This is a genomic window from Anaerobutyricum hallii DSM 3353, assembly GCF_000173975.1.
In the GTDB taxonomy this organism is placed as follows: domain Bacteria; phylum Bacillota; class Clostridia; order Lachnospirales; family Lachnospiraceae; genus Anaerobutyricum; species Anaerobutyricum hallii.
In genome coordinates this window covers 21,012-36,413 of the sequence record NZ_ACEP01000064.1, presented here as the reverse complement: position 1 = coordinate 36,413, position 15,402 = coordinate 21,012, and the positions used below count along the sequence as shown (strand labels likewise).

Sequence of the window (15,402 nt, the reverse complement as noted above, 5' to 3'; positions counted from 1 at the left end):
ACAATGGTCCTACGTTTGTAAACACAGAAATATCTTTGTAAGTAAATGCAGTCAAGCTTTGTCTCGTTGCTGGCTGTACTTAATTCTGTGTGAGAATCTTCTCTGCAATAGCTTCTGCAGTTTTAATACCATCCATAGCTGCAGAAGTGATTCCTCCCGCATAACCTGCTCCTTCTCCACATGGAAAAAGACCTTGTATGTTACTTTCAAACTGTTTATTTCTTTCCATACGAAGTGGTGAAGATGTTCTTGTCTCTACTCCGGAAAAAACCGTATCTTCTGCATCGTAGCCTTTGATTTTATGCCCGAAGGCTCTCATTCCTTCTTCGAGGGATGCACAGACATAATCTGGCAGACATTCGTGTAAGTTTGCGAACTGCCATTCTCCTTTTATGGACGGAGTAACGTTTCCAAGTTTTGTGGACATCTGATTTTTCAGAAAGTCTCCAAAAAGCTGTACCGGAATCTTTCCATTTCCGATTTTATAAGCAAGTTCCTCATATTTACGCTGAAATTCCAATCCTGCTAATGGACTATCTGATGGGAAATCATCTGGCGTCACTGTAGTAATCAATGCAGTATTAGAATTATGTCCTGCCCGGTTATGGTAACTCATTCCATTGACGCAAAGCCGACCTTTTTCTGAAGAAGAATTTACAACATAACCGCCAGGACACATGCAGAACGAATAAATTCCTCTGCCAGTGCCTTTGCACTGATGCGTCAGTTTATAGCTTGCTGTTGGAACTTCCTCTGGATATCCCTCTCCATACTGACTTTCATTAATCAAATGTGCCAGATGTTCCACACGCACACCAATCGCAAATGCTTTTGGATTCATAGAAAGTTCCCTTTCATGAAGCATATAAAAAGTGTCTCTTGCACTGTGACCGATTGCAAAAATAACATTGCGGCAAGGGTATTCCGCTTGCACTCCTTCTTTTTCAAGAATAAGTCCTGTTAGCTGTTTGTCCTGCATCAAAAGTTTTTTTTCTGCTTCAGCTCTCTCTCTTTCTGCCACAGAACCACTGATTTTTTCACATAAGATATCACAGACTTTCGTGCGGAAATGTACCTCCCCGCCAAGACTTTCTATTTCTTTTCGAATTGATGCCACCACATCTTTTAAAATATCTGTACCAATATGTGGTTTAGCTTCATAAAGGATTTCTTCTGGTGCACCATGTTTGACAAATTCTTTTAAAACAAAATGGTTACGTCCAAATTTATCCTTGACTAAGGTATTTAACTTGCCGTCAGAAAATGTTCCTGCACCGCCCTCGCCAAACTGTACATTAGACTCTTCATCAAGTTCTCCACTTTCAAAGAAATGCTCGACAATCTCCGAACGTTTTTCCACGCAGTCTCCCCGCTCAAATACAATGGGGGCAAATCCTGCTCTTGCAAGAACTAAGGCTGCAAAAAGTCCTGCTGGTCCCATACCGACAATAACTGCCCTGTCTATTGTCGAAACTTCTGTCGAGCTTGCTCCTGATCCATCTTTCTTATTATATGGAAATCTATACTTCACTACAGTAGAACGTGTCCATTTACTTTTTTTGGCTGAAAGAAGCTTTTTTTCATTTTCAAACTCTGCATCAATTGTATACACATAAAAAAGCTGTGGCTTCTTTCTTGCATCCACAGACTTTCTTACAATCCGCCATGAGACAGGTCTTTTCCCATGCGCCTGATGAATAATCTCTTCAAAAAGTTCTTCTCTGGTATGTCCCACCTTTAATTTCAACTGTGAAATTCGTATCATCTTCTTCGGTTCCTTTCTGAAATACCATCGTTTTCTTCCATCGTATGCCGGTCATCCTTAAAAAGCTCCTGATTTCTCTTAACAATCGCTCTTCCTGCTACTGTACCACTCGAAAATGCCCATTGAAGATTATAGCCTCCACAGGTGCCGTCAACATCCGCTACTTCTCCTGCAAAAAACAGTCCAGGCTGAAAATCTGACTCTAAATTACCGGTTAATTCTGTAAGAGAAATACCGCCTCTTGTTACCTGCGCTTTTTCATATCCCATATAACCATTAATCCGCAAAGGAAAATGACTTACCGCCATGACAAGGGCATTCCATTCTTCTTCCTTCAATGTTCCAGCTAAAGTTTCTTCTCTTAATCCTGCCTCTCTTAAAATAACCGGGCAAAGTTTTGCAGGAAATAGTCCTTTTACAAAAGAAAGCATGTCTCTTTTTTTATGATTTTGTGCAAGCATCAAAAACAGGCGAAGCTTCTCCTTGGAAGAAAGTTCCGGCATAAAGTCAAAGTATAAAGCTACCTTCTTTTTCTCCTCTAAAGCGGTGATCGCAAAACGGCTTAACTGGAAAATAGCCACACCAGAAATACCATAGTCTGTCCATTGAAGTTCTCCAGTTTCTTTTTTTACCGGCTCTCCATCAATTTCTAATGTGATTTCTGCCTGATTCCGAACCCCGCTTACCTTTTTTAAAAACGGAGCAGATGACTTCAATGCTGTAAGTGCAGGCAATGGTTTTATAATCTCATGTCCAAATACTTTAGCAAATGCATATCCGCTGCCATCACAGCCAAACTTCGGCCCCGCAAATCCCCCGGTTGTGACAAGGAGACTCTGACAGCGATAAACCTTTTCTATTTTCTCACCATTACCCTGCTTTCCTGTACTCTGTTCTGACTGACCGAGCTGTTCTTTTGCCTTTATCAAAAAAACGTCCTCTTTCTTTTGAACATTGTATACCTCCGAAAAAGGAACAAATGTAATAGACGGATTTGATAATATTTCTGTCTCAAAAGCTTCCCTCACACTTGCCGCCTGCTCACTGTATGGGTACACATAGCCATTCTTATCTTTTGTATAGATTCCAAGACTCTGAAACAACTCCATAGCCTCTTTTTGTCCAAACACAGACAATACTTTCTGTACCTTCTCTGGACAGTCACTTCGATAATATTTTGGCTTTTGTGCAAAGTTTGTGAGATTACATTTGCCATTTCCAGTGACCAGAATCTTTCTTCCCATCTGGTTTTGGCGATCAAGAAGGAGTACTTTTTGTTTTTCTTTTCCGCAGGCAAGTGCGGCTGTCATTCCGGCTGCTCCAGCTCCGACAATAATGGTATCCCATACTGTGGAATCCTGAATTAATTTTTCTGGTAATATCCTGTCCTTTTCCACAGTACTTTTTTGTATTTGTTTCGCCATCCTCTGATTGTGCCTTTTCTCTGTTTTTATTCTGTTCTTTGACAGACTGATATTGTTCTGTGTTTTCGCTTTATTATTTAACTGGCCGGCACTTTCCTGCTCTCTGATTCTGCCTTTTCTCTCTTTAGCATTTGTGAAACTTTTTCTGCTATTCCCCTGAGTTTTTTCCCTGCCTTTTATTTGTCTCAAGCTTCCATCTCCCGAATATAACCACAGTTTTTAAGAATCTCTTCCTGCTTTGCTTCCATCACTTTTCGTTCCTCATCAACCATATGGTCATATCCCATAAGGTGAAGCATACTGTGTGCAACTAAAAATGCCAGCTCTCTTGTATTGGAATGACCGTAAGCTTTCGCCTGTTCCTTTACTTTATCCATGGAAATAATAATATCTCCAAGAATCAGCTCGCCAGTCTCAGGATGAAAAGCATCCGGATCTCTTTCTTCTATATCAGAGAAATCTCCCGGCACCGGATAATCTGCCATCGGAAAAGAAAGAACATCTGTCGGACGGTCAATCTGGCGATGTTCCTTATTAATCTCATGAATCTCCTCATTATCTGTTAAGAGCACATATACCTGTGCTTCATACGGACATTTTTCATAATCTAAGGCTGCCTCTATCACATTTTTAATAACGGTTTCATAATCCGGTAAAATCACTTCCGGATATACATTCTCTATTTCAAATGTCATTTTTTCTCCTGCTTTCCTGTTGTTCTCTGCTTTCTCTTTTGTCTTGTTTCTTTCTTTTTGTCATATTCATCGTATGCGGTAACAATTTTCTGAACAAGCGGATGACGCACAACATCCTTACTCGTCAGATTACACACGCCAATTTCATCAATATTTTTAAGCACATGAAGCGCATCATCAAGACCCGAACGAGTACCTGACGGCAGGTCTTTCTGCGTAAGGTCACCGGTAATAATTGCCTTTGACCCAAAGCCAATACGGGTAAGGAACATCTTCATCTGTGCCGGTGTCGTATTCTGCGCTTCATCTAACACAACAAATGCATTATCTAACGTTCTTCCTCTCATATAAGCAAGAGGTGCCACTTCTATTAATCCCTTTTCCATGTTTTTAGCAAAAGTATCCGCACCCATAATTTCGTAAAGCGCATCGTAAAGAGGCCGTAAGTACGGATCCACTTTACTTTGAAGGTCACCCGGAAGAAATCCCAGCTTCTCCCCGGCTTCAATCGCCGGACGAGTCAGGATAATACGATTCACTTCATTTGCCTTAAATGCTGTAATTGCCTTTGCCATCGCAAGATATGTCTTTCCGGTTCCCGCAGGTCCTACACCAAATACGATCATCTTATCCGTGATCATATCAACATATTTCTTCTGTCCCATCGTTTTAGGCTTAATCGGTTTCCCCATGATCGTATGACAGATTACATCACTATCTAACTGGGTAACTGCAGATTCCTCATTCGTCATAGAAAGAGAAAGTGTATAATTAATATTCTGCTCTGTAATATCATTCCCTCTCTGCGATAATAAAAGGAGCTGCTCTATCACATGTTTTGCTCTATCGCAATCCTTCTCTCCTCCAATTAACTTCAACTTGTCATCTCTGAAAATAATCGTGACATGCAATGTCTTCTCAATCTTTTTCATGTTGGCATCAAACTGACCAAAAACATTACTTGCATGTTCCGCTGGAAAAGGGAATTCCTGTTCTGCTATATTCATTCTTTGTCTGATTTTCCTTTCTTGTCAATATATTTTCAAAATCCCACTATATGATTTGTAATTGAACTTACTGCTAAAATTATCTGTTTAAAACGGCAGGCTCTTGTTTTATATCCTTTTCCCCGTCTAATGTTGAGGGAATCTCCTGAACTTTACCTACACGTTCTTTTATTTTGATAATTCCCCTTGCAGTACACTCATTTTTATCACTGTCTATTCTAACATTATTTTTCAGGATTACCACCCCTTTTCTCTCATATTCTTTCAAAAAGAGAAAAAGACGCTTCCTTGCCTCCTTCTTTGCCTGGGACACACTATAACTTTCTTTTGAAATCTGACACTGCGCCTTTGTTATAACAAAAAGAGAAACCGGCAGATAAAACTGTGGTCCGATATGCAGCAAAATTTCTCTGGACTGTTCATCATACTCTGCATATGCTGTTTTACGTTCCGGCATTTTAATCGTATAACCATTTATCAAAAAGCGATAACTTTTTTCTGTCTTTCCAGTATAATTTTTTTTATAATAAATTAATGGAAAACAATCTTCATATTTTATTTTTGAAATTGCATAAACATCTCCCTGTGCCCTTACCAATGTTTCCTCTGCAATTTCTCCCTCATCATCTTTAATCTCTACAATCCCTGAAATAAGTACATCCCCCGGCTTTACTTTATCGCCCTTTTTCACCTTTGCACTTCCGCTTCTTACAAGAATACTGGCAATTCTTCCTTTCTTTGAAGCAATAAGATTACATGGTGATTCCTGCATTTCTCCCTCCTTTTGATCACGTTTATCTAAAGTTTCTTTCACTCTGACTCTTAAAAGTGTTCCCTTTCTTTCACAGGAAACCCATGCTATGTCTTCAAAATCCTTTCGAATCTGCTCCTCTAATCGTGCACACGAAAACCCTGAAATCTTTGTCCCACTATGAACTCCTTTTTTCTCAAGATAATCAAGAAGCTCTTCCTCTGAATGTCCATAACTTCCTGTCACCTGCACCTGCCATATAAAACAGGACATAACAATAAAAATAGCTGTACAAAACAAAAGTGCCAACGCAAAGCACTTTCTTTTTTTATATCTGCAGAACAAATACGGGATTCCTTTTTTCTGTATACACCGAAATGTACTTCCCGTTTTTTCTGATATTTCCTGAAGTTCTTTATATCCCCCTCTGCTTATGTAAAAAATATAATGCTTTCCCTCTCTTTTAATATTCCACAAAAGAATCTGCTTTGCTGCGCAGAGATTTAAAAAACGTTCCTGATTCATCCCACTTAAAACAATCCGGCAATATCCCGACAGAAAATGAAATAACGAAAAGAGCATCTTCTTCTCCCTTCAAAAATGAATTGAATGAATATGACCTGTAATCTTCATATCAACATCGGTAAAATATTCAATTAAAAGACCTTCTCCCTCAATAATCATCTTACATTTATAACAATTCAACACAATCTTTTTATCACTGAAATCACCCAGACTTCCATAATTTTCTATACTGATTTCTTTGGCTCCATTTACAGAACAGACAAAAGGACTCTTCCTTTCCAGCATAAAATCACACCATGTATTTTTTATATCCCTATGAGAGAGAAAGAAAAAATAGAACTCCTGATTTGCGCAGCTGCAAGGCAGCCAGCAAAGAGAGCCTATCCCCTATATTTGTGGCCTCGGAGCAAGGTTTGGATACGAGTGTGTGTAAGCGAGTATTCAAACCGCCGCGACTAAAGTCACAAATATAGGGGATAGGCTCTCTTTGCTGGCGTCTGTTTCACAGCCTTACAAATCAGAATTTGGCCTGTTCTTTCGATGCCTGCGCTACCTGCACAACTTCTTCAAGAGAAGCTCCTCCTGCGGCAACTACTGCGGCAGCAATCGCTCCCTCTGTTACAGGACAGTCTACCATCTTAATCTTACGGTCTTCCATAGATTCTAAAACCATTTCCGTTGTCATGACAGCACTTCCCAAATCCATAAAGATTGCTACACCGTCATCACTGTAAACTTCATCAATAGCTTCTGTAATCTTTTCAAAACTAGTTCCAAATCCGCCGTCATCCATTCCACCGGCTGCCTTCATCGGTGTTTCCGGTGCCATCAAAGAAGCTAATTCTACAACACCTTCTGCTAATTTTGGGCTGTGGGATACAACAACAATACCTACCATATATCTTATTCCTTTCTCTTATGCAAGTTCCTGTACTGCTTTAAGCATTAATGTAAATGAAGTAGCACCCGGATCCTGATGTCCGATACTTCTTTCTCCAAGATAGCTTGCACGACCCTTTGTCGCAATAATTGTCTTTGTATATTCGATACCCTCTTCTGCAGCTTTTACGCCTGCATCTAAAGCTTTCTTAGCATCACCGTCTGCTTCATAAGAAGCTTTGATTGCATCATGTGCTGGAATCATGGCATCAAGCATAGTCTTTTCACCTTTTACAGCTTTACCACGTTTCATGATACCATCAATGGATACCTGAAGCATCTCGATAAAATCATTCATATCCATCTCTGTCTTGCCATTAAGTAATGCACCAGACTTCATAAATGCAGTTCCGTATAATGGACCGGAAGCTCCTCCAACTGTAGAAACAAGTTTCATTCCGATTGCTTTTAAAATAGCTCCGATATCTTTGCTTTCAAATGTATCTTCGATTGTCTTAACTGCATCAAAACCACGAGCAAGGTTAATACCGTGGTCACCATCACCAATTACATTATCAAGCTCTGTTAAAAACAACTTCTGCTCATCTACATCTGCAATAATCTTGTCAATGATTTCAATTACTTTTTTTACGTCTGCCATAATTGTGTCCTCTTTCCTAATATTCATTACTCTAACAAAAGACCCACGCAGATTACGCCGGTCTTTCGTTAAATTCATTGTAACCGTCTAAGGGCGGTATGTCAATAACCGTCCTTAGATAACAGCTATCTATTTCACTTATTATTTTGCAACTGTAAGTGCTGGAGTGTCAGCTTCTTCGTCTAAGAGTTCTTTCATCTGGTCATCAAGACGGAGTAATGTGATAGAGAATCCTTCCATCTCAAGGGATGTCATGTATTCGCCTACCATTGTCTTATAAACTTTGATACCTTTCTCAGCCAAAACATCTGCTACACGGTTATTAACGATGAACAGTTCCATTAAAGGAGTAGATCCACATCCATTAATCATTACTGCTACTTCAGAACCGGAGTAGTCGATATCTGCTAAAATCTTCTCAAGAAGTGTATCAACGATTTCATCTGCTGTCTCAAGCGGTTTCTTCTCAACGCCAGGTTCTCCATGGATACCAATACCGATTTCCATCTCATCATCAGCCAGTTCAAATCCAGGTTCTCCAGCTGCTGGTACGGTACAAGGCTTAATAGCCATACCCATTGTTCTTACATTATCAATTACTTTCTGAGCAACAGCCTGTACTTCGTCAAGGCTTGCACCTTTTTCTGCTAAAGCACCGGCGATCTTATGTACAAATACTGTTCCGGCAACACCACGACGGCCTGTTGTATATAAGGAATCCTGTACAGCAACGTCATCATTAACAACAACTTCTTTTACTTCGATTCCATCCATATCGGCTGCCATCTCAGCTGCCATCTCAAAGTTAAGAACATCGCCTGTATAGTTCTTAACTACCATTAAAACGCCCTTGCCATCGTCAACGGCTTTAATTCCTTCATAAATCTGATCAGGAGTAGGAGAAGTAAATACAGCACCTGCAACTGCAGCATCTAACATACCTTTTCCAACAAATCCGCCATGAGCTGGCTCATGTCCGCTTCCGCCACCACTGATCAAGGCTACCTTGCCAGTCTTCTTCTCAGCTCTGACAACAACATTACCACAGTCAAGCTTCTTCACATACTGAGGGAAAGCTTTAACCATACCTTCTATCATCTGATTCTCTACCTGGTCTACTGCATTAATAATCTTCTTCAAAATAATCTCCTCCTTCAAAGAAATAATATATCATTGGGATTATGTGCCAATCACCACACTCATCCTAATTTCAATAATATCACTTTTGCATAAATCGGTCAATTGATTTTATGCATTTTTAAAGATATTTTGAATAACTATTCACAAAAGAAAGTTTTTCTTTTGTGAACTTTACATAATCATGATTATGTCTAATTTGATTTGTTCCCAGACTTCTGTCTTTGGCAAAATTCAAGATCACAATTTCCACATTCTACCAATTCCAAAGCAAGCAGAAATCTAAATTTCTAAATCTCAAATCTCCCCTGGATATCCTTTTTCAATCTTCCAAAAAACAGGCCGCCAAGAAAGAATATAGCCTATATCTGTGGCCTGGGAGCAAGTGCTGAATGCGAGCGCTAGAGCGAACATTCAACGCGACGCGACGAAAGTCACAGATATAGGCTATATTCTTTCTTAGCAGCCGTCTATTGACAGCATGAAAAAAGGACATCCATAACTGGATGTCCCCTTACAGCACTTATTTATATTTTCGTTTTCTAGCAGCTTCAGATTTCTTTTTACGTTTCACACTTGGTTTCTCATAGTGTTCTCTTTTACGAATCTCCTGCTGAATACCTGCTTTAGCACAGCTTCTCTTAAAACGACGAAGAGCGCTGTCTAAAGATTCGTTTTCTTTAACGATAATACTTGACATTGACTCACCTAACCTCCCTCCAGTTGCGTATTGTGCCTAATACAACTGTCTGGGTATTTTTGCACTGTCTAACATTATAGCATAAAAAACAAATTCGTCAATAACTTTTTTAAATTTTTTGAATAAATTTTTTTGAATCATTTTTAAGCATGCTCTGAACCATTTTTTTCTCTTTGAGAGCGTCTATTTTGCCTGCAGTAACTTAGAATTTATACTTCTTTCCGATTTGTATTGCTTTAGAATCTTCTCCATGTCCGATATACTCCGTTTTGACCACAGGAAGTTCTTCATTAATGTATCGTTTTAAAAGAGAATATACAGCCGACACTGGCTGTTCTCTCTCCATCTGCGTAAATGTTCCAAGTAAAATACCTTTTACTTTTTTGAATACGCCCAGTTGTTCTAATTGAGCAAAGTATGTTACAATCTGCGCTGGATTTCCGCTTCTTGCCTCTAAAAGTAATATTTTATCTGTGACATCTGGAAAATATTCGGTTCCTGCCAGTTTTAAAAAGCATCGAATATTTCCTCCAACAACAATTCCCTCTACCGTTTTTCCCTGATAGAATTTATATGGGAACTGATATAGTCCACTATTTTCCACAGATAAATCATAGAGGTTGTTCTTTTCCATCATTTTTACTGCATCATTGTTTATTATGTTGTTTAAGTCTTTTGCAAAACACGTTTTTATAAAGTCTTCTTTTTGCTGCGCGGAATATTCATACAAAAGATTTCTAATCTGATACAAAACAGAGACCTTCTGTGTTTTTGCATATATGGCATTTATAATAGTGGTCAGATCACTATATCCACAAAATTGCTTTTTTACGGAGGCAATTCGTTCATAATCCAGATAAGGAAGTATCGTATTGGCAAGGTCTCCTCCAGAGATATCGAAAATAGCTTTTATAGAAGCATCCTCATAAAATTCCATCAACTCTCTCGCTTTTTCTAATGGACTTCCGCTTTCTGGAAAACCTTTTAAATTATTTTCTACCTCTTCTAAAGAAATCTTTTGATAAATATATTTTGAAAATACGGAAATAAGACCCATTTCTTCTAAAATTACTTTTAAGTTCTCTATCTCCTTTTTCTTTGACAGACTTTGCCCGTTCGAACAACAGACAATTGCAACTTTATCTCCCTTTGCAAGTTTCATAATAAGTTTCCTTTCATTCCGGCAGATTTTAAAATCATTTGTAATCCCAAAATTTTCATTAAATTTCCGAGAGCATGTTCAAAAAATGCTCTCTGCAAATTGGGGTATGCAGATTGCAGGAATGGCCTTTCAAACATGCTCTATATCGGATGAAAAATACTTCCTAAACAAAACACATTCTGCTATCATCTATAAAAATACCGCTTATATTCTCACAGAAATTCCTTTTTCTCTAAGATACCTCTTCAAATCCATAATTTCCAACTCTTTAAAATGGAATAAAGAAGCTGCCAAAGCTGCATCTGCCTTTCCCTGATCAAATGCATCATAAAAATGTTCTTTCGTTCCAGCTCCACCGGAAGCGATAACAGGAATAGAAACATTTTCAGAAATAGTGCGGGTAAGTTCTAAATCATACCCTGCCTTCGTTCCATCGCAGTCCATACTTGTAAGAAGGATTTCACCAGCTCCTAGTTTTTCTACACGCATGGCCCATTCTACAGCATCAATTCCCATATCCACTCTTCCGCCATTCTTAAATATATTCCAGCCGCCGTCCTCTCTTCGCTTCGCATCAATCGCAACAACAACGCACTGGCTTCCAAATTTATCTGCTGCCTCGCTAATTAATTCCGGGCGCATAATCGCTGCAGAATTGACAGATACCTTATCTGCCCCTTCACGAAGAATTGCTTTAAAATCATCTACTGTACGAATTCCTCCTCCAACAGTAAATGGAATAAATACTTTCTCCGCTACTTTCCGAACCATATCTGCCACTGTATTTCTCGCATCAGAAGAAGCAGTGATATCAAGAAACACCAGCTCGTCCGCTCCTGCTTTATCATAGGCTTCCGCAATGGCAACCGGATCTCCGGCATCTATCAGATTTACAAAATTCACACCTTTTACAACTCTTCCATCATTGACATCAAGACAGGGAATAATTCTTTTTGTAAACATAAGTTCCTCCTTATAATTCCACGAAATTTTTAAGAATCTTTAAACCAATTTCACTACTTTTCTCCGGGTGGAACTGGCAGGCAAATACATTATCATGTTCTACCGAAGCATGAATTAATGCAGAGTATTCTGTCGTTGCTGTCACGTCCTCTTCCCGTCCTGCTTTTAAATAGTAGGAATGTACAAAATACACATAAGAATCTTCTGGAATATCTTTAAAAAGCCTTGCTCCTTTTTTGATTTTGATAGAGTTCCATCCCATATGCGGAATCTTAAGTCCTTCCTTATCTGGAATTCTTAAAACCTCTCCTGGCAAAATTCCAAGACCCTTCACTCCCGGAGTTTCATCACTCTTTTCAAAAAGAAGCTGCAAACCAAGACAAATTCCCAAAAAAGGAATCTTTTTCTCCACCACTTCATAAATCACTTTATCGAGTCCATAAGAACGGAGCTTTTCCATAGCATCTCCAAATGCTCCTACTCCCGGCAGAATTACCTTATCACTATTTAAAATCTTCTCTCGGTCACGAGTAATCATTACTTCTTCCCCAAGATGTAACAACGCTTTTTCAACGCTCTTAATATTACCTGCATCATAATCTATAATTGCAACCATATGTCATTCCTCCTATCATTTATATGTACTCTCGAAGTCTTTCTTGCACTTGCTTTTGTGAGAGCACATTTATTTTTTTATTCTAGTTGAAAAAGGTATATTTTGCAAGATTTATCTGCAAAAAATTCATAAATATTCCAAGACATTTAATATTATGAACGGTAAAACAGGACTGCCAAAATTATATTCGCTCTGGCTCTTACTGTCTGCCTTTTCCCTGTCGAAATTTCTTTATTGATTTTTATTTCAATTTATTATATGATATTTGTAACAATATTACATTATAATAGTTCCATTAGGAAAGGGGAATACATAAATGAAATCAACATATAACGTAGAATTTGCTGGAAATCAGATTGAAAGCAAAGAAGTTATTGCAAGGGCAAAAAAAGTTTGGGTAGATGCAGGTAACAAAAACCGCAAAGTAAAAGATTTAAAAACTATGGATTTATACTTAAAACCAGAGGAAAACGCTGTATACTATGTATTCAACGAAGAAGAGTCCGGCAGCTTTCCATTATATGAATAGATAATTCTGATTTGCCGCAGGCAAAAGAGACGCCCACAGGGAATATAATATCCTATATTTGTGACTTTAGTCGCTGCGTGTTGAATATTCGCTTTATTCGCTCATACCCAACACTTGCTCCGAGGCCACAAATATAGGATATTATATTCCCTGTAGGCTGTGCTTTGGCTACCTAAGCAAATTCAGAATTTATTTTTGGAGGAATTTGAGGGAGGTTTCAGATAGTTGCGGCATTCCACGTCTCCTGTCCTCTTCCCCAAATCTCTCCAACTGATTTCCCGAACTGAGCTGCCAACAAACAGAACCCAGAAAGAGAAATAAAGCATATTTGTGGCCTCGGAGCAAAGGTTGAATGCGAGCGCTTTTACGCGAACATTCAACCTGCAGCGACTAAAGTCACAAATATGCTTTATTTCTCTTTCTGGGTTCGTCTGTTTCGTCTGCCTCACCAGCTCGGCAAATCAGAATCCTAGTGATGGAATAAGCGGATTCCCGTAAAGGACATTTCGATTCCATACTTATTACAAGTATCAATTACATTATCATCCCTGATAGATCCACCTGGCTGTGCGATATATTTTACGCCACTCTTATGGGCACGCTCGATATTATCTCCGAATGGGAAGAACGCATCAGAACCTAATGCCACGTCTGTAAGTTTATCAAGCCATGCTCTCTTTTCTTCTCTTGTAAAGACTTCTGGTTTTACCTTGAAAGTATTCTCCCATACACCATCTGCAAGTACATCCATGTACTCATCTCCCATATAGATGTCGATAGCATTATCTCTGTCTGCACGACGGATTTCATCTTTGAACTGAAGTCCCATTACCTGTGGAGACTGTCTAAGCCACCAGTTGTCTGCCTTCTGGCCTGCAAGACGTGTACAGTGGATTCTTGACTGCTGTCCCGCTCCAATACCGATTGCCTGTCCGTCTTTTACATAGCATACGGAGTTTGACTGTGTGTATTTTAAAGTAATCATGGAGATAGCTAAGTCTCTCTTGGCTTCCTCTGTCAGTTCTTTATTCTCTGTAACGATGTTGTCAAAGAACTTATCATCGATGTTTAATTCATTTCTTCCCTGTTCAAATGTAATGCCAAATACCTGCTTTTTCTCGATTGGTGCTGGTACATAAGCCGGGTCAATCTGAATAACATTATAGTTGCCTCTTTTTTTAGATTTTAAAATTTCTAATGCTTCTGGTTCATATCCTGGAGCAATCACACCATCAGATACTTCTCTCTTAATCATGTTAGCTGTGGAAACATCACACACATCGGATAATGCGATGAAGTCACCATAAGAGGACATACGGTCTGCTCCTCTGGCTCTTGCATATGCACAGGCAAGTGGAGAAAGTTCTCCCAAATCATCTACCCAGTAGATTTTTGCCAGTGTATCGCTTAACGGAAGACCTACTGCTGCACCGGCAGGAGATACATGTTTAAAAGAAGTTGCGGCAGGAAGACCTGTTGCCTTTTTCAGTTCACTTACAAGCTGCCAGCCATTAAAAGCATCTAAAAAGTTAATATAGCCTGGTTTTCCGTTCAGTACTTGAATAGGAAGTTCTCCCTCTTCCATATAAATCCGGGATGGTTTCTGGTTTGGGTTGCATCCATATTTTAACTCTAATTCTTTCATTCTTATTTTACCTCTTTTTTTATGATGTACTTATGTTCTGACTTTGTGATTTCGGTTATTCTGTATAATGTAATTATTTAAACTCCTGCAAATTTAAATGGCTATGTGACATCCTCTCCCACCTATAGAGGTGGGGCTTCCCAACCTCGGCAAGTTTGGTTCTCGTTCGATAACACTACTGTGCCGCGACATTGCTTTCATTTATTTTTATTAATGATTTTAGATTCATATTTTCCTGTTGCAATATCAATATAGCGGACAAATAAAGATACTTTATTATCTTCATTTAAGCTGCTCCAAAGCAGCTCAGCAAATGCATCCATATCATCCGGAATTGCCATCCACTTTGGCTCACCTTCAAAACTTGGTAATGGATTGCCATCATGCATATATGTAGAAATAAAATGGCCTTCTCCCGCTGGAACTTTATTATAGGCAAATGTATAACGGTTACAGCTTTCCGAATTTCCATTATTGCTCTTTAAAATAGACATGGCATAATTGAACTCACCTTTTTCTAAATGAAGAACTGCAGAAATTCTAGGAGTGTAGTTTGGTCCGTCTGGCTCAAACTCTCTAGAACGTAAGGACTGCTCAAAAGTAAGCTGTTTGTCCATACCATCATAGATAGTATCTGTCTGATCTCCATTTGTCACAATTGTTTTATTTCCAAGCACTCTCACTGGGGCATAAATAATAAGACTTGGATCTTCTAATTTAGAAGGATCAAATGCCTGTGTGCGAATGCCCTCTCCGTCCTCTACAAAAATACGGTTACGGCTGTTAGAACTTCTTCCCATAATAAAATACGCAATCACGGCCTTTGTTCCATCTTCGGAACGTCCGACAATAATTCCTCTTCCCGGATAAGAATTCTCTTTCAGTTCTTTTTCGATTGAAATCATTTTCATGAATCAAGGTCCTCCTTTTGAATCTAAAACAT

Annotated in this window: 16 protein-coding genes; 1 reads left to right on the top strand and 15 read right to left on the bottom strand. The window is 38.9% G+C overall.

Annotated elements, in window-relative coordinates:
- Positions 1-79 precede the first annotated feature (79 nt).
- The 13 genes from EUBHAL_RS05735 to hisH all read right to left on the bottom strand — a co-directional run bounded on the left by EUBHAL_RS05735 (position 80) and on the right by hisH (position 12,285).
- On the bottom strand, positions 80-1,765 hold the full coding sequence (locus tag EUBHAL_RS05735) for an NAD(P)/FAD-dependent oxidoreductase (protein WP_005346284.1): 1,686 nt from the start codon (positions 1,763-1,765) through the stop codon (positions 80-82).
- Complete coding sequence (locus tag EUBHAL_RS05730; RefSeq protein WP_005346281.1) at positions 1,762-3,378, bottom strand: aminoacetone oxidase family FAD-binding enzyme; 1,617 nt, start codon at positions 3,376-3,378, stop codon at positions 1,762-1,764. The genes EUBHAL_RS05735 and EUBHAL_RS05730 overlap by 4 nt, the downstream gene beginning before the upstream one ends.
- Entirely contained in the window at positions 3,375-3,884 is a 510-nt protein-coding gene (gene ybeY, locus EUBHAL_RS05725; protein WP_005346277.1) for an rRNA maturation RNase YbeY, read from the bottom strand. Before ybeY ends, EUBHAL_RS05730 begins: the two co-directional genes overlap by 4 nt.
- Entirely contained in the window at positions 3,881-4,891 is a 1,011-nt protein-coding gene (locus EUBHAL_RS05720) for a PhoH family protein (protein ID WP_005346273.1), read from the bottom strand. Before EUBHAL_RS05720 ends, ybeY begins: the two co-directional genes overlap by 4 nt.
- Before the next feature lie 79 nt (positions 4,892-4,970).
- A complete protein-coding gene (locus EUBHAL_RS05715; RefSeq protein ID WP_044922187.1) occupies positions 4,971-6,224 on the bottom strand; it encodes a sporulation protein YqfD in 1,254 nt (417 codons plus the stop codon).
- A gap of 12 nt (positions 6,225-6,236) precedes the next feature.
- On the bottom strand, positions 6,237-6,452 hold the full coding sequence (locus tag EUBHAL_RS05710) for a YabP/YqfC family sporulation protein (protein WP_005346269.1): 216 nt from the start codon (positions 6,450-6,452) through the stop codon (positions 6,237-6,239).
- Between the two features lie 232 nt (positions 6,453-6,684).
- Positions 6,685-7,065: a dihydroxyacetone kinase phosphoryl donor subunit DhaM gene (gene dhaM, locus EUBHAL_RS05705; protein ID WP_005346266.1), complete on the bottom strand. Its 381-nt coding sequence runs from the start codon at positions 7,063-7,065 to the stop codon at positions 6,685-6,687.
- An 18-nt stretch (positions 7,066-7,083) separates the two neighbouring features.
- A complete protein-coding gene (gene dhaL, locus EUBHAL_RS05700) occupies positions 7,084-7,707 on the bottom strand; it encodes a dihydroxyacetone kinase subunit DhaL (RefSeq protein WP_022169448.1) in 624 nt (207 codons plus the stop codon).
- 141 nt (positions 7,708-7,848) lie between these two features.
- A complete protein-coding gene (gene dhaK, locus EUBHAL_RS05695) occupies positions 7,849-8,847 on the bottom strand; it encodes a dihydroxyacetone kinase subunit DhaK (RefSeq protein ID WP_022169449.1) in 999 nt (332 codons plus the stop codon).
- A 520-nt stretch (positions 8,848-9,367) separates the two neighbouring features.
- Positions 9,368-9,544 carry a 30S ribosomal protein S21 gene (rpsU, locus tag EUBHAL_RS05690; protein ID WP_005346250.1) on the bottom strand — a complete coding sequence of 59 codons (177 nt, stop codon included), beginning with the start codon at positions 9,542-9,544 and terminating at the stop codon, positions 9,368-9,370.
- A gap of 202 nt (positions 9,545-9,746) precedes the next feature.
- Positions 9,747-10,706 carry a S66 family peptidase gene (locus EUBHAL_RS05685; RefSeq protein ID WP_005346245.1) on the bottom strand — a complete coding sequence of 320 codons (960 nt, stop codon included), beginning with the start codon at positions 10,704-10,706 and terminating at the stop codon, positions 9,747-9,749.
- 204 nt (positions 10,707-10,910) lie between these two features.
- Positions 10,911-11,669 carry an imidazole glycerol phosphate synthase subunit HisF gene (hisF, locus tag EUBHAL_RS05680; protein WP_005346239.1) on the bottom strand — a complete coding sequence of 253 codons (759 nt, stop codon included), beginning with the start codon at positions 11,667-11,669 and terminating at the stop codon, positions 10,911-10,913.
- 10 nt (positions 11,670-11,679) lie between these two features.
- On the bottom strand, positions 11,680-12,285 hold the full coding sequence (gene hisH / locus EUBHAL_RS05675) for an imidazole glycerol phosphate synthase subunit HisH (protein WP_005346237.1): 606 nt from the start codon (positions 12,283-12,285) through the stop codon (positions 11,680-11,682).
- Between the two features lie 316 nt (positions 12,286-12,601).
- On the opposite strand from hisH, the gene EUBHAL_RS05670 reads away from it, so the two are divergent.
- The gene (locus EUBHAL_RS05670; RefSeq protein WP_005346236.1) at positions 12,602-12,814 is read left to right on the top strand and encodes a DUF6465 family protein; all 213 of its coding nucleotides are present in this window, start codon (positions 12,602-12,604) and stop codon (positions 12,812-12,814) included.
- Between the two features lie 469 nt (positions 12,815-13,283).
- Here the strand turns inward: EUBHAL_RS05670 and EUBHAL_RS05665 are convergent, their stop codons facing one another.
- Positions 13,284-14,459, bottom strand: coding sequence for a phosphoribosylaminoimidazolecarboxamide formyltransferase (locus EUBHAL_RS05665; protein WP_005346234.1), 1,176 nt, complete (start codon positions 14,457-14,459; stop codon positions 13,284-13,286).
- Positions 14,460-14,656: 197 nt separating this feature from the next.
- Positions 14,657-15,370 carry an IMP cyclohydrolase gene (locus tag EUBHAL_RS05660; RefSeq protein ID WP_005346232.1) on the bottom strand — a complete coding sequence of 238 codons (714 nt, stop codon included), beginning with the start codon at positions 15,368-15,370 and terminating at the stop codon, positions 14,657-14,659.
- Between the last annotated feature and the right edge of the window lie 32 nt (positions 15,371-15,402).